The sequence below is a fragment of the Pseudogulbenkiania sp. NH8B genome, from assembly GCF_000283535.1.
Lineage (GTDB): Bacteria > Pseudomonadota > Gammaproteobacteria > Burkholderiales > Chromobacteriaceae > Pseudogulbenkiania > Pseudogulbenkiania ferrooxidans.
This window is the reverse complement of the sequence record NC_016002.1, coordinates 3,273,529-3,295,000: the sequence shown is the minus strand read 5'-3', so window position 1 is coordinate 3,295,000 and position 21,472 is coordinate 3,273,529. Positions and strand designations below refer to the sequence as shown.

Sequence of the window (21,472 nt, the reverse complement as noted above, 5' to 3'; positions counted from 1 at the left end):
CCTTGCTGAACACATAGGCAAGGTAGAGCGAACGCGGAGAACTGAAACATCTAAGTACCCGCAGGAATAGAAATCAACCGAGATTCCGTCAGTAGTGGCGAGCGAACGCGGAACAGCCTGTACGTGTTATGGATTGTGTTAGTGGAAGGCCCTGGAAATGGCCGCCATAGTGGGTGATAGCCCCGTACACGAAAACGCATTCCAAGGACTAGGCGTACGAGAAGTAGGGCGGGACACGCGAAATCCTGTCTGAAGATGGGGGGACCATCCTCCAAGGCTAAATACTCGTGATCGACCGATAGTGAACCAGTACCGTGAGGGAAAGGCGAAAAGAACCCCGGGAGGGGAGTGAAATAGAACCTGAAACCGGATGCATACAAACAGTGGGAGCCTCGCAAGGGGTGACTGCGTACCTTTTGTATAATGGGTCAGCGACTTACGTTCAGTAGCGAGCTTAACCGAATAGGGGAGGCGTAGGGAAACCGAGTCCGAATAGGGCGCTTTAGTTGCTGGGCGTAGACCCGAAACCGAGTGATCTATCCATGGCCAGGATGAAGGTGCGGTAACACGCACTGGAGGTCCGAACCCACTAGTGTTGCAAAACTAGGGGATGAGCTGTGGATAGGGGTGAAAGGCTAAACAAACTCGGAGATAGCTGGTTCTCCCCGAAAACTATTTAGGTAGTGCCTCATGTATCACTTCCGGGGGTAAAGCACTGTTATGGCTAGGGGGTCATTGCGATTTACCAAACCATGGCAAACTCTGAATACCGGAAAGTGCGAGCATGGGAGACAGACGGTGGGTGCTAACGTCCATCGTCAAGAGGGAAACAACCCAGACCGCCGGCTAAGGTCCCAAATGATCAGTTAAGTGGTAAACGAAGTGGGAAGGCCTAGACAGCCAGGATGTTGGCTTAGAAGCAGCCATCATTTAAAGAAAGCGTAATAGCTCACTGGTCGAGTCGTCCTGCGCGGAAGATGTAACGGGGCTCAAACTGATAACCGAAGCCGCGGATTTGCACGCAAGTGCAGATGGTAGGGGAGCGTTCTGTAGGTCTGTGAAGGTGTGTCGTAAGGCATGCTGGAGATATCAGAAGTGCGAATGCTGACATGAGTAGCGATAAAGCGGGTGAAAAGCCCGCTCGCCGAAAGCCCAAGGTTTCCTACGCAACGTTCATCGGCGTAGGGTGAGTCGGCCCCTAAGGCGAGGCTGAAAAGCGTAGTCGATGGGAAACGGGTCAATATTCCCGTACTTTCGTATAGTGCGATGTGGGGACGGAGAAGGTTAGGTCAGCCAGGTGTTGGATGCCCTGGTTCAAGCCGGTAGGTGGAAGGAGTAGGCAAATCCGCTCCTTTGTTAACACCGAGACGTGATAACGAGGTTCTACGGAACCGAAGTGACTGATACCACGCTTCCAGGAAAAGCCACTAAGCTTCAGCTATACGAGAACCGTACCGCAAACCGACACAGGTGGGCAGGATGAAAATTCTAAGGCGCTTGAGAGAACTCAGGAGAAGGAACTCGGCAAATTGATACCGTAACTTCGGGAGAAGGTATGCCTCTTAAGGTGTAGGACCTCGCGTCTGAAGCCTCGAGAGGTCGCAGAGAATCGGTGGCTGCGACTGTTTATCAAAAACACAGCACTGTGCCAACACGAAAGTGGACGTATACGGTGTGACGCCTGCCCGGTGCCGGAAGGTTAAGTGATGGGGTGCAAGCTCTTGATCGAAGCCCCGGTAAACGGCGGCCGTAACTATAACGGTCCTAAGGTAGCGAAATTCCTTGTCGGGTAAGTTCCGACCCGCACGAATGGCGTAACGATGGCCACACTGTCTCCTCCTGAGACTCAGCGAAGTTGAAATGTTTGTGAAGATGCAATCTCCCCGCTGCTAGACGGAAAGACCCCGTGAACCTTTACTGTAGCTTTGCATTGGACTTTGAACAGACTTGTGTAGGATAGGTGGGAGGCTATGAAGCTGAGACGCTAGTTTCAGTGGAGCCGTCCTTGAAATACCACCCTGGTGTGTTTGAGGTTCTAACCTTGGTCCGTGATCCGGATCGGGGACAGTGCATGGTAGGCAGTTTGACTGGGGCGGTCTCCTCCCAAAGTGTAACGGAGGAGTTCGAAGGTCACCTAGGTACGGTCGGAAATCGTGCTGATAGTGCAATGGCATAAGGTGGCTTAACTGCGAGACCGACAAGTCGAGCAGGTGCGAAAGCAGGACATAGTGATCCGGTGGTTCTGAATGGAAGGGCCATCGCTCAACGGATAAAAGGTACTCCGGGGATAACAGGCTGATTCCGCCCAAGAGTTCACATCGACGGCGGAGTTTGGCACCTCGATGTCGGCTCATCACATCCTGGGGCTGTAGCCGGTCCCAAGGGTATGGCTGTTCGCCATTTAAAGTGGTACGTGAGCTGGGTTCAAAACGTCGTGAGACAGTTTGGTCCCTATCTGCAGTGGGCGTTGGAAGTTTGACGGGGGCTGCTCCTAGTACGAGAGGACCGGAGTGGACGAACCTCTGGTGTACCGGTTGTCACGCCAGTGGCATTGCCGGGTAGCTAAGTTCGGAAGAGATAACCGCTGAAAGCATCTAAGCGGGAAACTCGCCTGAAGATGAGACTTCCCTGAGGGCTTGACCCTCCTGAAGAGTCGTTCGAGACCAGGACGTTGATAGGTCGGGTGTGGAAGCGCTGTGAGGCGTGAAGCTAACCGATACTAATTGCTCGTGAGGCTTGATCCTATCATTTGAGTGGCTTGGGCCACGCGGTGAATAGAGTGCGACGTACGATCGATTACCCAATTCGAAATGGAAGCTGAGAGGCTTCCAGGCTTCTTCCCGTTTGTTGACAGTTTATGTCTGGCGGCCTTAGCGAGGTGGTCCCACCCCTTCCCATCCCGAACAGGACCGTGAAACGCCTTAGCGCCGATGATAGTGCGGCCTTGCCGTGTGAAAGTAGGACACCGCCAGACTCCCCTCATGAAAGCCCAGCTCATCCGAGCTGGGCTTTGTGTTTTTATCGCGCCGCCATGCCGCCATGCCGCCATGCCGCCATGGCTCCTCTGGCTGATGCATTACGGGTGTTTGTGGCTGGGGATGGCACAGATGCCGCTTTTAGTTGTACATTCTTAATCTTCCCGATAATTCGATCGGCCTGTGCCCTGGGGAGAACCCGTATGCCGCAGGCTTGCTGAATTTGTCAGACTGAATGGAATGGTCGCGCTTGAAATCGTCTCTTGGTCTCTCCGGCAAGCTCAGAAAATCGGCCTTGCCACTTCTGGCTTGGCTCCTCCTTTGTTTCCTGACGGCCTTGCTCTGGCTTCAGATGGAGAGAAGCCGCCTGGAGGAGGGGTTTGAGAAGGATGGTCGTGCGGCTTACGTGCAGATTGCGCGTAAGCTGGATCAGAACGAGGCCGTGCTCCAGGCAGCTCATGCCATGGTGGCGTCGCGTGACACATCCGATATCGCCGCCTTGAGCGCTTTTTCACGAGAAATACTGGCGAATTACCCCAAGCTCTATACCATTCTTTTCTATCAAAAAGTCGTGCCGACGGAGCGTGATCGGTATCTCGACCAAATATCACGCGAGATTGGCGAGCCTGCGTCTATTACCGATTTCGACCTTAATCGGCGTCGTTCGTGGAGGGCTGCACCTCTCCGCGATGTCTACTACCCGGCCACGATGGTGGAGCCGGTTACTCAGGCGTCGCGACGGCTCTACGGCTACGACATCCTGCATGAGCCTAGGCTGGCTCGCGAACTGAGGCAGGCCATCGCGACAGGCGAAATTGTGGTCTCGATGCCGTTCGAACTGGCTGGGGACGAGCGGGCATATCTGCTGATGAAGGGTGTCTACCGCAATGGTGGGCCAGGGGTGATTCCGTTGCGTCCCGATTCTCCCCTGGTTGAGGGGGTCGTGGCGGTGCAGGTCCACTTCGAGCAATTGCTGGCTCCGCTGCGCCTGGAGTCGCAGTCGCTGAATATTGCGTTGTACCAGCGTGAGTTGCCGGGAGTGCATGGGTCGCTCTTGCTCTATGAGCGCTCACTCCGCCCGAGCAAAGTGTCGCAATGGCCGTTGTTCCAGCGTTTCGAATCCAAAATGGACTTGCCCAGCGATGCGCAGCCGTTCGTCTTGAGTCTGTCGCGCAACGTGACCTGGGCCGAGCTGCGACTTAGTGTACTGGTGTTCCAGGAGTTGCTGGTGACCCTGTTGTTGTTGGCGCTGTGGCAGGTGTATCAACAGCGTCTGCACTTGCACCGCGCCCGTTCGGCTGCCGATGAGGCGCTGTTCAGCCAGCGTGAGCGGGTGGAGGTGGCATTGAATGCCATCCGTGACGGTGTGATCACGCTGAGTCACGATCGCAAGGTGGAGTGGGTCAATCCGATGGCGCAGGAGCTGTTGGGCTTGTTGCCGGAGCAGCTGCTGGGGCGGGATTACCGGGAAGTATTGCGGCTGCAGCAGGGGCTGGCCGACGTTTCCCTGGTCGACCCGATTGGCCAAAGTTTTCTCTACCAGCAGGTGGTGGAGTTTCCCGACGAATTGTTGTTGTCGACATTTTACGGTGAGACCCGCCTGGTCGAAGGGGCGGTGGCCCCGCTGTTTTCCCGCACCGGGGAAATGAACGGCGCCGTTTGTGCGATCCGCGACATGGGGCCGATCCGGCGCCGGGCGCAGGCGGTGCTGGAGGCGAGCGAGAGTCGGGTGCGGGACCATCTTGAGAAGCTGTCGCACGTTGCGCGCTTGCACACGATGGGGGAGATGGCCTCGGGGATCGCTCATGAACTGAACCAGCCGCTGGCGGCCATCAGCAACTATTGTGCGGCATCGTTGGCGATGCTGGAGGATGTCGAGGAGGCCCCGGCGCAGGTGACCGATGCCTTGAAGGCCGCCATCCGCCAGGCCGAGCGCTCCGGCGAAATCATCAAGCGGCTGCGCGCTTTCGTCAGCAAGCGCAGCATGGATGTACGCCAGGTCGATCTGAATCTGCTGGTGGGAAACAGCCTGTTCCTCGCCGAGCATGACCTGCGCAGCAATGGCGTGCAGGTGGTGCAGATGCTGTCGGCCAATCCGGTGACGGTGATGGCGGACAGCATCCAGATCGAGCAGGTGTTGATGAACCTGCTCTCTAACGCCATCGAGGCGATGAAGGGGGAGCGGGAAGGGGCGCGGCAACTGGTGATCCATAGCCACGTGGCGCTTTCCAATGCCATTCTGGAGGTGCGCGACAGCGGGCGGGGTATTTCGCCCGACGTGCAGGCGGTGCTGTTCCATCCCTTCTACTCGACCCGCGAAGGAGGGATGGGACTGGGGCTGTCGATTTGCCAGACCATCGTCGAGCAGTATGGTGGTTCGATCGAGGCGGAAAACATTCCCGGCAGCGGGGCGTGTTTCCGGCTGCGGCTGCCCTTTGCCCCGCCGCTATCGTTGTCAGAGGCGGCGGTGTCGTCGGTGGCGGCTACTCGCTAGCGTTCTTGCCGGTGTTGCGCGAGGAGCGTTCTTCGCGCGGGGTGATGCCGAAGTGATTGCGATAGCTACTGGAGAAGTGGGGGCCGCTGGAGAAGCCGCACGCCAGCCCGATCTGAACGATGGATTTGGAGGTTTGCTGCAGTAATTGCCGCGCGCGCTTCAGACGCAGCTCAAGGTAGTATTTCGACGGCACCGCGGAGAGGTGCTGCTTGAACAGGCGTTCCAGTTGCCGCCGCGAGATGCCGACATAATAGGCGATGTCGTCGGTCGTCAGCGGTTCTTCGATATTCGCTTCCATCAGGCTGACGGCTTCGGTCAGCTTGGGCTGGCTGGCGCCGATACGGGTGGCGAGCGGAATGCGCTGCCGTTCGTTACCGGGGCGGATGCGCTCCATGCTGAACAGTTCGGAGAGCTGGGCAGCGAAGTCGTGCCCTTGCTGCTGCCCGACCAGCACCATCATGAAGTCCAGCGTCGAGGCTCCTCCTGCACAGCTCATGCGGTTACGGTCGATCTCGTACAGATTGGACGAGACGATGACTTCCGGAAATTCCTCGGTGAAGCGGTTGATTTCTTGCCAATGGATGGTGCTGCGGTAGCCGTTCAACAGGCCGGCGCGGGCCAGCCAGTAACTGCCGCAGCCGATCCCGATGAGTTGCAGCTTTTCCGTGGCCTGGGCATGGATTGTCTTGCTCAGTTCGTCGACGTCGACGTCCCCGGCGATTTCATCGGCAATGACGAACAGCCCGTCCAGTTTGGGCGCGTAGCTGAGCGGCAGGTCGACCGGGGCCTTGATGCCGTTGGTCAGGGTCATGGCGTCGCCGCCGGGGGAAAGCAACAGGAATTCGTAGAGCTTTTTTTCGGCCAACTGGTTGGCGCGCGACAGCACTTCGGTAATCAGGGCCAGATCGGCCATAGCGGCGTGGGGCAACAGCAGGATGCCGTAGCGAAGCGGTTTGGCGACTTGCGTCTGCATAGCCATAGTTGACCGGAAAGCGAACTTGCGAGGAAAAGACTCTGCCAAGTCGGGGACTTGGCAGACGAATGATTAATGCCGTAATTGTATGATTATTTCAGGCTGCCCGAGAGGAATTGTGCCAGCCGCTCGCTCTTCGGCTTGATCAGCACTTCCTTCGGATTACCCTGCTCCTCGATGCGGCCCTGGTGCAGGAAGATGACGTGGTTGGAGACCTCGCGCGCGAAGCCCATCTCGTGCGTCACGACCACCATGGTGCGGCCTTCGCGCGCCAGGTCCTGCATCACGCGCAGCACTTCGCCGACCAGTTCCGGGTCGAGCGCCGAGGTCGGCTCGTCGAACAGCATGACTTCCGGTTCCATCGCCAGGGCGCGGGCGATGGCGACGCGCTGCTGCTGACCGCCGGACATGTGCGACGGGTACTTGTCTTCGACGTTTTTCAGGCCGACTTTTTCCAGATACTTGCGGGCGCGGGCGATGGCTTCGTCCTTGGGCACGCCAAGCACGTGCACCGGAGCCTCGATGATGTTCTCCAGCACCGTCATGTGCGCCCACAGGTTGAAATGCTGGAACACCATGGCGAGCTTGGTGCGCAGTCGCGCCAGCTGCTTGGCGTCGCCGGCCTTGAGGGCGCCGTGGCGGCTGTCCGGAACCAGCTGCAGTTCTTCGCCGGCAGCGAAGATCTTGCCGCTGTTGGGTTGTTCCAGCAGGTTGATGCAGCGCAGGAAGGTGCTCTTGCCCGAGCCCGACGAGCCGATGATGCTGATGACGTCGCCGGCGTGGGCGGTCAGCGACACGCCCTTGAGCACTTCGTGGCTGCCGTAGCTTTTGTGGATGTCGGCAACGTGCAGCTTGACTTGGCTGTCGAGGCCGGTGGAGGTGGCGTTGGGGTGTTCGATCGGTTTCATCGCTCAGCAAATCCCTGTCTTGAATGCGTCGTGGGTTGCGCACCGGCCACGGTGGGGTCATGGCCGGTGGCACTACGTGGGCGGGTAACGTCTCGCCTCACGCGATAATCGGATTCATCCTGCTTGTCGCTGGCTGTCCGGCTCAGTGCTTGCGCGGTGCCAGGTAGGCCAGCCAGCGTTTTTCGGCCAACTTGAACAGCCAGACGAACAGGAAGGTGAAGGCCAGGTAGATCAGGCCCGCCATCAGGAACGGTTCGAACGGCATGTAGGTGTCGCTGTAGATGCGGCGGGCGACACCGGTGACGTCGGCCAGCGTGACCAGGCCGGCGATCGAGGTGCCTTGCAGCATCATCACCACTTCGTTGCTGTAGGCCGGCAGCGCGCGTCGCAGTGCGGCCGGGATGACGATGCGGCGCATCATCAGCCACTTGCTCATGCCCATGGCCTTGGCCGCTTCGATCTCGCCCCAGTGCGTGTTGCGGATCTGGCCGGCGATGATCTCGGTGGTATAGGCCGCCGTGTTCAGCGTGAAGGCCAGTAGAGCGCAGAAATAGGCTTCCTGCAGGTAGGTCCAGGCCCAGCTCTCTCGCACCGCCTCGAACTGCGACAGCCCGTAGTAGATGATGAACAGCTGCACCAGCATCGGCGTGCCGCGGAACACGTAGGTGTACAGCCAGACCGCGCCGGACACCAGTCGGTTCCTGGAGACACGCATCAATCCCAGCGGAATCGACAGGGCCAGGCCGCCCAGCAGCGAGTAGAACAGGAGTTCCAGCGTCAGGATCAGGCCGTCGCTGGTGGACAGCACGGCTTCTCCGCTGCCGCCACCCAGAAAGGACGGAAAATTCTCGATCATCAGGTTGGCGTCAATCACAGCTCACTCTCCCGTACACCCGTCGAATAGCGTTTGTTCATCGCGTTCAGGGCCACAATCGACACCGTGGTGATCAGCAGGTAGATCGCCGCTACCACCATGTAGACGGTAAAGGGTTCCTGGGTGATGGATTTGGCGGTGTCCGCCTTGTACATCATGTCGTTGAGGCCGATCACCGAGACCAGCGCGGTGGATTTGACCAGCACCAGCCAGTTGTTGGAGAAGCTCGGCAGGGCGAAGCGCACCATCTGCGGCGCGGTGATGCGAAAGAACACCCGCAGCGGCGACATGCCATAGGCTGCGCCGGCTTCCATCTGCCCCTTGGGCACCGACATGATGGCGCCGCGGAAGGTTTCGGTCATGTAGGCGCCGAAGATGAAGCCGATGGTGAGCACACCGGCGATCATCGGGTTGATCTCCGGGGCACCCAGGCCGAAGCGTTCGGCGACATCGTTGATCAGCATCTGGCCGCCGAAAAACAACAGGAACATCCAGACCAGGTCGGGCACGCCGCGCACCACGGTGGAATAGAGTTCGGCCGACCAGACCAGGGCGCGGGAATGCGCCATCTTGAACATGGCGCCGATCAGTCCGAGGACCACCGACACCACCAGCGAAGCCGCCGCGACTTCCAGCGTCAGTGCCGCGCCTTCCAGAATGCTGGGAAAATAACCCTGCAAAAACATGCTGTTCTCCTGGAGTGGCCGCGCCGGCATGGGGTGCCGGCACGGCCATTCCTATCAGTTGCCGTAGATGTCGAAGGAGAAGTACTTCTTCTGGATCTTGTCGTAGCTGCCGTCGGCGCGGATCTGCTTCAACGCCTTGTTGATGCGATCGAGCAGGGCGGCGTCGGTCTTGCGCACGGCGATGCCGGCACCCTCGCCGAAGTATTTGGTTTCGTTGTAGGCCGGGCCGGCGAAGGCGAAGCCCTTGCCGTTCGGCGTCTTCAGGAAATCGGTGTCGCCCACGGCGGCATCGATGAAGCTGGCGTCGACGCGGCCGGCCTTCAGGTCGAGGAAGGATTCCGGCGCCTTGCCGTACGGCACCAGCTTGGCGCCCAGCTTGACCCAGTGGTCGCGGGCGTATTTTTCCTGGATCGAGGAGCGCAGCACGCCGATTTTCTTCCCCTTGAACCAGGCATCGTTGACCGTGGTGCCTGCCTTGGCCACCAGGCGGCTCGGCATGTTGTAGTACTTATCGGAGAAGTTGACCGCCTTCTTGCGCTCGTCGGTGATGTTCATCGAGGCGATGATGACGTCGAACTTCTTGGCGTTGAGCGCCGGGATGATGCCGTCGAAGTCCTGCGGCACGACGTCACAGGTCACTTTCATCGCCGCGCACAGGGCGCGGGCGATGTCCGGATCGAAGCCGGCCATCTTGCCGTCCGGACCTTGTTGGGAGAACGGCGGGTAGCTGGCATCGGTGGCGAAACGCAGCGTTTCGGCGTGGCTAGCGGCGGTCAGCGCGCACAGCAGTGCGCCCAGCGTCAGCAAGGGCTGTTTCATGGAGTCTCCAGCGGAAAGGGTAGGTGGCTCGAATCGGGCCCATGCCTCGGCACGGGCCGTTCGGGGTTGGCCGAAGCTCAGTGGCCGTACACGTCGAAGGCGAAGTACTTGTCCTGCACCTTCTTGTAGGAACCATCCTTGCGGATCTGCTCGATGGCCGCGTTCAGACGTTCACGCAGCGCGTTGTTACCCTTCTTCACGGCGATGCCGGCGCCCAGGCCGAAATACTTGGTATCGGCATATTCCGGGCCGACAAAGGCGAAGCCCTTGCCGCGCGGGGTTTTCAGGAACTCCTGGTCGCCCACCGCGCCGTCGACGAACACGGCGTCAAGTCGGCCGCTGGTCAGGTCGAGGAACGACTCCGGGGATTTGGTGTAGGCGACGATCTTGGCGCCCGTCTTGCCCCAATAGTCCTTGGCGAACTTCTCCTGGGTCGAGGCGCGCAGTGCACCGATCTTCTTGCCCTTGAAGCTGTTCTGGTCGACTTTGGTGCCCACCTTGGCAATGATGCGGCTCGGGATGTTGTAGTACTTGTTGGTGAAGTCGACGGCCTTCTTGCGCTCGTCGGTGATCTGCATCGAAGACAGGATGGCGTCGAACTTGTTGGTGTTCAGCGCCGGAATCAGGCCGTCCCAGTCCTGCGGCACGATCTCGCAGGTAGCCTTCAGCGCCGAGCACAGCGCATGGGCCATGTCGATATCGAAGCCTTGCGGTTTGCCGTCCGCGCCCTGCTTGGAGAATGGGGGGTAGTTCAGGTCAACGCCAAAACGGATGGTCTCTGCCTGGGCAGCGGACGCGAACAGCGGGGCGGCCAGCGCCACAGCCATCAAAACCTTTTTCATCGAATGCCTCTCTATTTCTCAGAACGTGAACCGGGTGCCAGAACGGTCTTCTGGCGCGGTCCCGCATAATGTCGTGCCGAAGTGGTGAACCAGGCCGGGGTATGGCCGGCTACCCGCCGGTTTTCTCGTCGGCCGGTGATGCCCCGGCCCTTGTATGAGCCCATGGTGGCACGAACATTTGTGGTCGAACAATCCACTCGCCTTGGCGGGGCGGGGTGGAGAAAATGAAGCCGCGCATTCTACCGGGTTTTTTGATTACTGAAAAACATCAACAAAAACAGCTTGTTATGTATTTTCAAAACCGCGCTCGCAAGAAAATTCCACAAAAGTCTTTTTATAATTGGCTGTCGCATTGCTATAAGCCTATGAGTGGTGGAAAAAGCAATCTCTCACCCCCGCCCATACACGAATGCTGCTGTGCAACCAAGGAAGATGTAAGAGCGTGTCGCTTTATAGAAATCTTGTGCTGATCGACCTCTCTACAATCCCTGCTCAGCAGAGCCCTTACCCCTGCGCAAACAACACAGAGAAAACCAATGTCCCTCAGCAACATGACAGAACACGCCAGCCTGATTGACGACATTCAGGCGGAGGCTGACAGCAAGCTGTCCAGTGATGAGCAACAAAAACTGGCTCCTTTCTTTCCGGTCTATTTCGAAGAAGCAGAGTACGACGACCTGCGCCGGTATTCGTCGCTGGATTTGTTCGGTGCGGCGATCGCCCATTACGATTTCGCGCAGCAGCGCAAACCCGGCGCCCACAAGGCGCGCATCTACAACCCGGATTTCGAGCGTGACGGTTGGCAGAGCACGCATACCGTGATCGAAGTGGTCGGCGACGACATGCCGTTCCTGATCGACTCGCTGGCGATGCTGCTGTCGCGCTACAACCTCAACCTGCACCTCCTGATCCACCCGGTGGTGGCGGTGGCACGCGATGCCAAGGGGCAGCTGGTGGAGCTCAAGCGCACTCAGGGCCGCGATCTGCCGCTGGAATCGTGGATTCACGTCGAGATCGACCGCGTGTCCGACGCCGCCACGCTCAAGCGTCTGGAAAACGATCTGAACCGCGTCATTTCCGATATCCGCCTGGTGGTCAACGACGAGCCGAAGATGCGCGCGGCGCTCTCCGAGATCGCTGACGATCTGGCCAAGGTGAAGGGTTCCCACGCCGACGAAGCCCGCGAGGCGATCGACTTCCTGCACTGGATGGGCAACAACCATTTCCTGCTGATGGGCTACTGCGATTACGACCTCGTCAAGCGCGATGGCAAGGACAGCCTGAAGATCATCAAGGAAAGCGGTCTTGGCATCCTGAAGGAGCAGGGCGACAAGGAGTATTCCGCCAGCTTCGAACAACTGCCGCAGGAACTGCGTGAGTTGGCTCACCTGCCGCAACTGATCATTCTGAACAAGTCGCAGACCCGTTCGATCATCCACCGCCCGGCCTACATCGACTTCGTCGGCATCAAGCGCTTCAACAGCAAGGGCGAAGTGATCGGCGAGCGCCGCTTCCTCGGCCTGTATACCGCCCACGCCTACCAGGTCTCGCTGAAGAACATCCCGATCGTGCGCCGCAAGGCCGAGTACGTGGTCAACTACTGCGACTACGTCGACAACAGCTACAAGGCCAAGACCCTGGGCTTCGTGCTGGAAAACTACCCGCGCGACGAGCTGTTCGAAATTCCCGCCGAGACGCTGGCCCCGATCATCGAAGGCATCGTCAACCTGCAGGAGCGCCCGCGCGTGCGACTGTTCGTGCGCACCGACCGCTACCATCGCTACGTCAGCTGCCTGGTGTACGTGCCGCGCGACAGCTTCAATACCGAAGTGCGCCTGAAAATCGAGAAGGTGTTGCTGAACGCCTTCAACGGCACCGCGGCCGAGTTCAGCGTGCAGATCGGCGACGGCACGCTGGCGCTGGTGCATTACACCATCCGCACCCATGCCGCTGGCCTGCCGGCATTCCACGAGTCGGACATCGAGGCGGAAATTGCCCGCGTGGTGCGCGGCTGGCAGGAAGAGCTGCACCAGCTGCTGGTCGAAGCGTACGGTGAAGAGCAGGGCAATAGCCTGTTCCACCGCTACAAGGGCGCCTTCCCGGTCGCTTACCGCGAAGAGTTCGCCGCCCGCAATGCCGTGCTCGACATCCAGCTGATGCAATCGCTGGGTAACGAAAAACGTCTCGGCATGAAGCTGTATCGACCGCTGCATCGCGGCACCAATGCCTTCAACCTGAAACTGTTCAGCGCCGGCGAGCCGCTCGGCCTGTCCGCCAGCCTGCCGATCCTCGAGAACATGGGCGTGCGCGTCCGCGACGAGCACCCCTACCGCGTACAGAGGTCCGACGGTGCCGAGGTATGGATCAGCGATTTCGGTCTCGACGTCGGTGGCGCCTACGAGCAGATGGCGACGGATGACGTGCAGCACGACTTCCAGGAACTGCTGTCGCAAGTCTTCGCCAAGCGTTGCGAAAACGACGGCTTCAACCGCCTGGCGCTGGTGGCCGGCCTCGACTGGCGCGAAATCTCGCTGGTGCGCGCCCTGGCCAAGTACCTGCGTCAGGGCGGCCTGACCTTCAGCCAGGCCTATATCGAGCAGTGCGTGGCCAACTACCCGGCCATCACCCGTCACCTGGTGAGCCTGTTCCAGGCCCGTCTGGACCCGGTCAACGCCGACGACGCCCAGGCTGAAACACTGCAGGCCGAGCTCAAGAACCTGCTCGACAAGGTGGCCAACCTCGACGAGGACCGCATCCTCAACGGCTTCCTGTCGGTGATCCTGGCGGTGCGCCGTACCAACTTCTGGCAGAAGGCCGAGGACGGCCAGTTCAAGTCGTACATGTCGTTCAAGCTGGAGTCGAATGCCATCCCGTTCCTGCCGCAGCCGCGCCCGATGTTCGAGATCTGGGTGTACAGCCCGCGTGTCGAAGGCGTGCATCTGCGCGGCTCGAAGGTAGCGCGCGGCGGCCTGCGCTGGTCCGACCGCATGGAAGACTTCCGCACCGAAGTGCTGGGCCTGGTCAAGGCGCAGATGGTGAAGAACTCGGTGATCGTGCCGATGGGCTCCAAGGGCGGTTTCGTCTGCAAGCAGCTGCCGCCGGCGAGCGACCGCGAAGCCTTCATGGCCGAAGGCATCGCCTGCTACAAGACCTTCATCTCGGCGCTGCTCGACGTCACCGACAATCTGGTCACCGGCCAGATCGTGCCGCCGAAGGAGGTGCGCCGTCTGGATCCGGACGATCCGTATCTGGTGGTGGCCGCCGACAAGGGCACCGCGACCTTCTCCGACATCGCCAACGGCATTTCGGAACAGTATGGCTTTTGGCTCGGCGATGCCTTCGCCTCGGGCGGCTCGGCCGGCTATGACCACAAGGGTATGGGCATTACCGCACGTGGAGCCTGGGAATCGGTGAAGCGCCACTTCCGCCATCTGGGCGTCAACACCCAGGAGCAGGATTTCACCGTGATCGGTATCGGCGACATGGCCGGCGACGTGTTCGGCAACGGCATGCTGCTGTCCGAGCACATCCAGCTGATCGCCGCGTTCAACCACATGCACATCTTCCTCGACCCGACCCCGAATGCGGCGGTCAGCTTCGCGGAACGTGCGCGCCTGTTCAACCTGCCGCGTTCGAGTTGGACCGACTACAACCGCGAGCTGATCTCGCAGGGTGGCGGCATCTTCGAGCGTTCGGCCAAGTCCATCCCGCTGTCGCCGGAAGTCAAAGCCTGGCTGGAAACCGACAAGGACAGCATGGCGCCGAACGAGCTGATCCACGAGATCCTCAAGGCACGCGCCGACATGCTGTACAACGGCGGTATCGGTACCTATGTCAAGGCGTCGACCCAGAGCCACGCCGATGCGCGTGACCGCGCCTGCGACCCAGTGCGCGTCGACGGCCGCGAGCTGCGCGTGAGAGTGGTGGCCGAGGGCGGCAACCTGACGTGCACCCAGCTGGGTCGCGTCGAATTCGCGCTCTCCGGTGGCCGCATCTGCACCGACGCCATCGACAACTCGGCGGGGGTGGACTGCTCCGACCACGAGGTCAACATCAAGATCCTGTTGGGCGCGGTGATGCAGGCTGGGGACATGACGCTCAAGCAGCGCAATGAACTGCTGGCCGAGATGACCGAGGAAGTGGGGCATCTGGTGCTGCGCAACAACTACCTGCAGACCCAGGTGCTGGCGATCAAGCAGCAGGAAGCGGCCTCGATCCTGTCGACCCATGCCCGCATGATCGCCCACATGGAGAAGACCGGCGAACTGAACCGCGAGATCGAGTACCTGCCGTCCGAAGCCCAGATCAACGACCGCCGTCTGGCGCGTCAGGGTCTGACCGCGCCGGAAGTGGCGGTGCTGCTGGCCTACAGCAAGATTTCGCTGGACCAGGCGATCCTGGCGACCGACGTGCCGGACGACGTCGATTTCCTGCCGGTGCTGGTGAACTACTTCCCGAAACCGCTGCAGGAACGGTTCCGCGGCCAGATGGAGAAACACCATCTGAAGCGCGAGATCATCTCCAACCAGATGGCCAACCAGATCATCAACCGCATGGGCACGACCTTCGTGTTCCGCCTGCAGGAAGAGTCGCCGTTCTCCGCGGCCGACATCGCCCGTGCCTGGTGGATCGCCAGCCGCGTGTTCAACGCCGAACAGCTGTGGGGCCAAGTCGAGGCGCTGGACAACCAGATTCCGGCCGACCAGCAGATGGAACTGATGGTGATCGTGCGTACCCTGATCGAGCGCGTGACGCGCTGGGTGCTGCGCAACAAGCGTCCGTTCAGCTCGGTCAACGCCGTGATTGATCAGTATGGTGCCAAGGTGCAGGCTCTGCTTGCGGCGCTGCCGGAGCTGATCAGCGCCACCGACTACCCGACCGTGGCGGCGATGGAAGCTCGTCTGGATATCCCGAACCTGCCGGTTAGCCTGGCGCGCGTGCTGGCGCGTCTGGAGTTTGCCGTGCCGCTGATGGACATCATCGAAATCGGCGAAGGCGAGGAGCTGACCCAGGGTGTGCTGGCCAGCAATTACTACCGCCTGGGCAAGGTGCTGCAGCTGGACTGGATGCGCGAGGCGATCACCCGTCTGCCGCGCGACAATCGTTGGCAGTCGCTGGCGCGTTCGGCGTTGCGCGATGACCTGTATCGCCTGCACCGCAAGGTGGCCAAGCTGGCGATCCAGGAGTGCAAGGAGTCGGAAGACCTGGCCAGCGCCTGGCTGGAAAAGCGTCACCACGATGTCGAGACCTGCCACCAGATGTTTGCCGAATTGCAGGCCTTCCAGGCGCTGGACCTGGCGATGTTGTCGGCCGGCATGCGCGAGCTGAACAACCACCTGTTGGCTTGACCCGTTTCCATTCTCCCTTCAGACCGGCCGCAAGGCCGGTTTTTTTATGGCGGCCGTTTAATATCCTCACCGTCTAATGTGCTTAAAAAAATAGACGTTTCGCACTTTATTAAATTTATTGATCGATATTTGCCATTTATTTAAAACTAAAACTATAAAATAGTTGGGTTTGTTCAACGATTGTTGTATTTATTTAACGCTTTCACTCTTGTGGTTTTACTTGAAATTAAACATTGTTGATTGGCTGAGCCGTTGTGGGCTATCGTTGCGCTACAGGTTTCAAGCACAAGCTCAAGACCGGTCTGCATGGCAGGCGGGGAGAAAACAGAAGCCGAATGGCCTATAACATGGGCTGCCTGTATGAGAAATGGAATCACGTTCCGCTGGTCGGACATTTAGTTTCAGAGGAGAAACCATGGTGCCTGAAGTCGTTCCCGACAATGAGGTGCTGGTCAGCTTTCGCGGTGTTCAGAAGAGCTACGATGGCGAGAGCCTGATCGTCAAGCATCTGGATCTGGATATCCGCAAAGGGGAGTTCCTGACCCTGCTTGGGCCTTCCGGTTCCGGTAAGACCACTTGCCTGATGATGCTGGCCGGGTTCGAGACCCCGACGCATGGCGAGATCCGCCTCAATGGCGCCTTGCTCAACCACGTTCCGCCGCACAAACGCAATATCGGCATGGTGTTCCAGAACTATGCCCTGTTCCCCCACATGACGGTCGGCGAAAACCTCGCCTATCCGTTGAAGATCCGCAATTTCTCCAAGTCCGATATCGATGCCAAGGTGATGCACGCGCTGTCGATGGTCAAGCTGGAAAAGCTGGCGCATCGCTACCCGGCGCAGCTCTCCGGCGGCCAGCAGCAACGCGTGGCCCTGGCGCGCGCGCTGGTGTTCAACCCGCAGCTGGTGCTGATGGACGAGCCCCTGGGTGCGCTCGACAAGCAGCTGCGCGAGCACATGCAGATGGAGATCAAGCACATCCATGATTCGCTGGGCGTGACCGTGGTGTACGTCACCCACGATCAGGGCGAGGCCCTGACCATGAGCGACCGCGTCGCCGTGTTCAAGGACGGCATCATCCAGCAGATCGACAGTGCCTATAACCTGTACGAAGCCCCGGTGAATTCCTTCGTCGCCAGTTTCATCGGCGAGAACAATACGCTGGAGGGCGAGGTGCAGAGCCTGCAGGACGGTCTCTGCCAGGTGAAGCTGGGCGACGGCATCGGTCTGACGGCCAAGGCGGTATGTGCCGACCGTGCCGGGGTACGGACCACCATGTCGATCCGTCCCGAGCGCGTGCGTCTGAACGGCGCCTCGGAGCAGTGCGCCAACCGCTTCCAGGGCAAGCTGCAGGAGTTCATCTACTTCGGCGATCACGTGCGCTTGCGCATGGACGTGGCGGGCAACCCATCCTTCATCGTCAAGGTGCCGGTGAGCGAGCTTGACGGCTCCTGGTCGGTCGGCGACTCCATCGCGCTGGGCTGGAATCCGGAAGACATCCGGGCGCTGGATCCCCTCAATCCGTAGTTTTTCACACACACAAGACAGATCGACGCCACAGGTACGTCGCAATGAGCCCGGGGAACACGGGTTTTGCCTATCACTAAACTGAACTGGGTTTCAGAGGAGAAGCTGGATGAAAAACGTTACCAAGAAAATCATCGTTACCGCTGTGCTGGGCGGGGTTTCGCTGTCGGCTCTGGCTGCCGAAAGCCTGACCGTCATTTCTTTCGGCGGGGCGAACAAGGAGGCCCAGGCCACCGCTTACTACCAGCCGTACGAGAAGGCGACCGGCACCAAGATCACCGCGGGGGACTACAACGGTGAAATGGCCAAGGTGAAGGCCATGGTGGAAGTGGGCCGTCCGACCTGGGACGTGCTCGAAGTGGAATCGCCGGAGCTGCTGCGCGGCTGTGAAGAGGGCATCTTCGAGAAGATCAACTGGGCCCAGGTGGGCAACAAGGCCGACTTCGTCAAGCCGGCGGTTTCCGAGTGCGGCGTGGGCATCTTCGTGTGGTCGACCGCCCTGGCCTACAACGCCGACAAGCTGAAGGCGGCGCCGACCTCCTGGAAGGATTTCTGGGACGTGAAGAAATTCCCGGGCAAGCGCGGCCTGCGCAAGGGCGCCAAGTACACGCTGGAATTCGCCCTGCTGGCCGACGGCGTGCCGGCCTCCGACGTCTACAAGGTGCTGGGCACCAAGGCCGGCGTGGACCGGGCCTTCAAGAAGCTCGACCAGCTGAAGCCGAACATCCAGTGGTGGGAAGCCGGCGCCCAGCCGCCGCAATTCCTGGCCTCCGGCGACGTGGTGATGAGCTCGGCCTATAACGGCCGCATCGACGCCGCGCAGAAGGAAGGCAAGAACCTGAAAGTGGTGTGGAACGGCAGCATCTACGACGTCGATTCCTGGGCGATTCCGAAGGGCGCCAAGGTGAAGGAGGCGATGAAGTTCATCAACTTCGCCAGCAAGCCGGAAAACCAGAAGAACTACTCGGCGCACATCGCCTACGGCCCGACCAACCTGAAGACGGTCAAGCAGATGGACGCCAAGCTGGTGGCCAACCTGCCGACCGCTCCGGCCAACCTGAAAGGGGCGCTGGCGCTGGACGTACCGTTCTGGGTTGAGCATGGCGAAGACCTGGAAGAGCGTTTCAACGCCTGGGCTGCACGCTGACCTTGAGGCCGGCCTGGCGTGAGCCGGGCCGGTATGTAACTGCGGTTCCCGCCGCGACAGGGCGGCGGGGCCCTTCTCTCAGGTTGATGACATGTCGGATAGTCTTATCATGAATGCGCCGTTGACGGCCGCCGACGGCGAGCCGCTCAAGAAGAAACTGGCGCGCGAGCAACGTCTCAAGCAATTCAAGGCGATCGCCCTGGTCGCCCCGCTGGGGTTGTTCCTGCTGCTGACCTTTCTTGTCCCGATCACGTCGCTGCTGTTCCGCAGCGTCGATAACCCGGAAGTCGTCACCGCACTTCCTCATACCAGTCAGCTGATCCGCGCCTGGGATCAGCGCGGCCTGCCGTCGGACGCGGTGTACTCCGCACTGGCGGAGGACCTGGCCCGCGCCAAGGCGGACGGCACGCTGGCCGACGCCAGCAAGCGCCTCAATATGGAAATCAGCGGCTACCGCTCGCTGTTGATGCGTACCGCACGCAAGATGCCGCTGCAACTGGCGGCTGGCGAGTCGGTGCGCGACCACTTCATCCAGATCGACGAGCGCTGGGGCGATCCCGACCACTGGCACGCCATTGCCCGCAACGCCAAATCGTGGAGCCCGTATTACCTGTATCGCTCGCTCGACCTGCGCGAGAACAAGAGCGGGGTGCCGGAGCTGACGCCGGTCAACGAGCGCGCCTACCTCAGCATCTTCGGCCGCACCATGTGGATGAGCCTGTGGGTGACGGTGTTTTGCATGCTGCTGGGCTACCCGGTGGCGTACTGGCTCGCTAACCTGCCCAAGCGTCAGAGCAACCTGTTGATGATCCTGGTGCTGCTACCGTTCTGGACCTCGGTGCTGGTACGGGTGGCGGCGTGGATCGTGCTGTTGCAGTCCGAGGGGTTGATCAACAGCGGTCTGATGGCGCTGGGCATCATCGACCACCCGCTGCAGTTGGCGTTCAACCGCACCGGGGTCTACATCGCGATGGTGCACATCCTGCTGCCGTTCGTGATCCTGCCCAGCTACAGCGTGATGAAGAGCATTCCGCCTTCGTACGTCAAGGCGGCCATTTCGCTGGGCGACCATCCGTTTGCGGCGTTCTGGAAGATCTACTTCCCGCAGACGCTGCCGGGGGTGGCGGCCGGGGCCTTGCTGGTGTTCATCATGTGCCTGGGCTACTACATCACGCCGGCCTTGCTGGGCAGCCCGGAAGACCAGATGGTGAGCTACTACGTCGCCTTCTATACCAACGTCACCATCAACTGGGGCATGGCCGCCGCACTGGGTAGCCTGCTGCTGGTCGCCACTCTGGCGCTGTACGCGGTGTACAGCAAGCTGGTGGGTACTGACCGTCTGAGCCTGGGATAAATCATGCTGCCTAATTACGCCTCTCCCGTCGAAAAGCTCTGGTACTGGACGTTCCGCCTGCTATGCGTGCTGGTGCTGGTGTTCTTGATGTCGCCGCTGTTGGCGATCATCCCGCTGTCGTTCTCGGCCGACAGCTTCCTGGTCTACCCGATCAAGTCGTTCTCGTGGCGCTGGTACGGCGAGTTCTTCGGCAACGGCGAATGGATGCACTCGCTGAAGAACAGCTTCATCGTGGCGCCGGCCGCCACGCTGCTGGCGACGGTGCTGGGGACGCTGGCGGCGGTCGGCCTGACCAGCTCGAACTTCCCCGGCAAGTCGCTGCTGATGACGGTGCTGATCTCGCCGATGGTGGTGCCGGTGGTGATTGTCGGTGTCGGTGCCTACCTGTTCTTCTCGCCGCTGGGCCTGACCAACAATTACCTCGGTCTGATCCTGGTGCACGCCGCGCTGGGGGTGCCGTTCGTGGTGATTACCGTGTCGGCGACGCTGAGCGGTTTCAATACCAGCCTGATCAAGGCCAGTGCCAGCCTGGGGGCGAATCCGCTGCTCACCTTCCGCAAGGTGGTGCTGCCGCTGATCGCGCCGGGCGTGGTGTCGGGGGCGCTGTTCGCCTTCACCACTTCGTTCGACGAGGTGGTGGTGACGCTGTTCCTGGCCGGTCCGGAGCAGGTGACGCTACCGCGCCAGATGTTCAGCGGCATCAAGGAGAACATCAGCCCGGCGATCGCGGCAGCGGCGGCGGTGCTGATCCTGTTCTCCACCACCTTGCTGCTGACGCTGGAATGGCTGCGCGGCCGCTCGGAGCGCATCCGCACCGCCAAGGCCTGAAGCGCTTGCCGCTAGATGTGCAAAAGCCCGGTTATGCCGGGCTTTTTCTTTTTCAGGGGTGAGTCAGGGCGTGAGAAATCGTCGTAAGCCTCCCCAGGCTGGTTCGAGAAGCGCAGCCCTACATATTATATGGCGCGCATCACAGGGCCGGCTTGGGGGGCGTAGTAGCCGATTTATTTACAAGCTCTCAATGCCGGCCGCTGCTGCCGAACCCGTTCTCGCCGCGGTGCGAGGCGTCGAAGTCGTCGACGATGTTGAAGCCGACCTGCACCACCGGCACGATCACCATCTGTGCGATGCGCTCCAGCGGTTCGAGGGCAAAGTTGCTGTGCCCGCGGTTCCAGACCGAGACGAACAGCTGGCCCTGGTAGTCGGAGTCGATCAGGCCGACCAGGTTGCCCAGTACGATGCCGTGCTTGTGACCCAGGCCGGAGCGCGGCAGGATCATCGCGGCGAGGCCGGGGTCGGCAAGGTGGATGGCCATGCCGGTGGGGATGAGCTGGGTCTCGCCCGGTTTGATTTCCATCGGGCTGTCGATGGCGGCGCGCAGGTCGAGCCCGGCCGAGCCGGCGGTGGCGTAATTAGGCAGGTTGTCGTGCAGGCGCGGGTCGAGAATCTTGACGTCGATGACGGGTTTCATGCGGATTCCTTGAATAATCGTGAAAGGTTGGCCGAAGCTGGGCTTCGGCCAACCTC

At 60.4% G+C, this 21,472-nt stretch carries 13 protein-coding genes and 2 rRNA genes (1 of these 15 cut by a window edge); 8 read left to right on the top strand and 7 right to left on the bottom strand.

Annotated features, from left to right (window positions below):
• From NH8B_RS15135 to NH8B_RS15125, 3 genes are all read left to right on the top strand, one after another.
• Nucleotides 1–2,744, top strand: a 23S ribosomal RNA gene (locus NH8B_RS15135); it begins 147 nt to the left of the window's first position.
• Nucleotides 2,745–2,860: 116 nt separating this feature from the next.
• A 5S ribosomal RNA gene (rrf, locus tag NH8B_RS15130) occupies nucleotides 2,861–2,974 on the top strand.
• Nucleotides 2,975–3,225: 251 nt separating this feature from the next.
• Complete coding sequence (locus tag NH8B_RS15125) at nucleotides 3,226–5,469, top strand: ATP-binding protein (protein WP_232503479.1); 2,244 nt, start codon at nucleotides 3,226–3,228, stop codon at nucleotides 5,467–5,469.
• Here NH8B_RS15125 and NH8B_RS15120 read toward each other — a convergent pair.
• From NH8B_RS15120 to NH8B_RS15095, 6 genes are all read right to left on the bottom strand, one after another.
• Nucleotides 5,459–6,442, bottom strand: coding sequence for a GlxA family transcriptional regulator (locus tag NH8B_RS15120; RefSeq protein ID WP_014088061.1), 984 nt, complete (start codon nucleotides 6,440–6,442; stop codon nucleotides 5,459–5,461). The genes NH8B_RS15125 and NH8B_RS15120 overlap by 11 nt on opposite strands.
• A 92-nt stretch (nucleotides 6,443–6,534) precedes the next feature.
• Nucleotides 6,535–7,350 (bottom strand): ABC transporter ATP-binding protein, encoded by an 816-nt coding sequence (locus NH8B_RS15115; protein WP_014088060.1) that lies wholly within the window; start codon nucleotides 7,348–7,350, stop codon nucleotides 6,535–6,537.
• Between the two features lie 142 nt (nucleotides 7,351–7,492).
• Complete coding sequence (locus NH8B_RS15110) at nucleotides 7,493–8,224, bottom strand: ABC transporter permease (protein WP_008955731.1); 732 nt, start codon at nucleotides 8,222–8,224, stop codon at nucleotides 7,493–7,495.
• The gene (locus tag NH8B_RS15105; protein ID WP_014088059.1) at nucleotides 8,221–8,910 is read right to left on the bottom strand and encodes an ABC transporter permease; all 690 of its coding nucleotides are present in this window, start codon (nucleotides 8,908–8,910) and stop codon (nucleotides 8,221–8,223) included. Before NH8B_RS15105 ends, NH8B_RS15110 begins: the two co-directional genes overlap by 4 nt.
• Before the next feature lie 54 nt (nucleotides 8,911–8,964).
• On the bottom strand, nucleotides 8,965–9,729 hold the full coding sequence (locus NH8B_RS15100; protein ID WP_014088058.1) for an ABC transporter substrate-binding protein: 765 nt from the start codon (nucleotides 9,727–9,729) through the stop codon (nucleotides 8,965–8,967).
• Nucleotides 9,730–9,806: 77 nt separating this feature from the next.
• Complete coding sequence (locus tag NH8B_RS15095) at nucleotides 9,807–10,571, bottom strand: ABC transporter substrate-binding protein (RefSeq protein ID WP_041703021.1); 765 nt, start codon at nucleotides 10,569–10,571, stop codon at nucleotides 9,807–9,809.
• Nucleotides 10,572–11,107: 536 nt separating this feature from the next.
• Here NH8B_RS15095 and NH8B_RS15090 point away from each other — a divergent pair.
• The 5 genes from NH8B_RS15090 to NH8B_RS15070 all read left to right on the top strand — a co-directional run bounded on the left by NH8B_RS15090 (nucleotide 11,108) and on the right by NH8B_RS15070 (nucleotide 20,776).
• Nucleotides 11,108–15,919: an NAD-glutamate dehydrogenase gene (locus tag NH8B_RS15090; protein ID WP_014088056.1), complete on the top strand. Its 4,812-nt coding sequence runs from the start codon at nucleotides 11,108–11,110 to the stop codon at nucleotides 15,917–15,919.
• A 415-nt stretch (nucleotides 15,920–16,334) separates the two neighbouring features.
• A complete protein-coding gene (locus tag NH8B_RS15085) occupies nucleotides 16,335–17,447 on the top strand; it encodes an ABC transporter ATP-binding protein (protein WP_014088055.1) in 1,113 nt (370 codons plus the stop codon).
• Nucleotides 17,448–17,556: 109 nt separating this feature from the next.
• Nucleotides 17,557–18,594: an ABC transporter substrate-binding protein gene (locus NH8B_RS15080; protein WP_014088054.1), complete on the top strand. Its 1,038-nt coding sequence runs from the start codon at nucleotides 17,557–17,559 to the stop codon at nucleotides 18,592–18,594.
• 91 nt (nucleotides 18,595–18,685) lie between these two features.
• The gene (locus tag NH8B_RS15075; RefSeq protein ID WP_014088053.1) at nucleotides 18,686–19,948 is read left to right on the top strand and encodes an ABC transporter permease; all 1,263 of its coding nucleotides are present in this window, start codon (nucleotides 18,686–18,688) and stop codon (nucleotides 19,946–19,948) included.
• 3 nt (nucleotides 19,949–19,951) lie between these two features.
• On the top strand, nucleotides 19,952–20,776 hold the full coding sequence (locus NH8B_RS15070; RefSeq protein WP_014088052.1) for an ABC transporter permease: 825 nt from the start codon (nucleotides 19,952–19,954) through the stop codon (nucleotides 20,774–20,776).
• A gap of 187 nt (nucleotides 20,777–20,963) precedes the next feature.
• On the opposite strand, the gene dut is transcribed toward NH8B_RS15070, so the two are convergent.
• Nucleotides 20,964–21,416, bottom strand: a complete 453-nt coding sequence (dut, locus tag NH8B_RS15065; protein WP_008955740.1) for a dUTP diphosphatase — start codon at nucleotides 21,414–21,416, stop codon at nucleotides 20,964–20,966.
• Nucleotides 21,417–21,472: the final 56 nt, after the last annotated feature.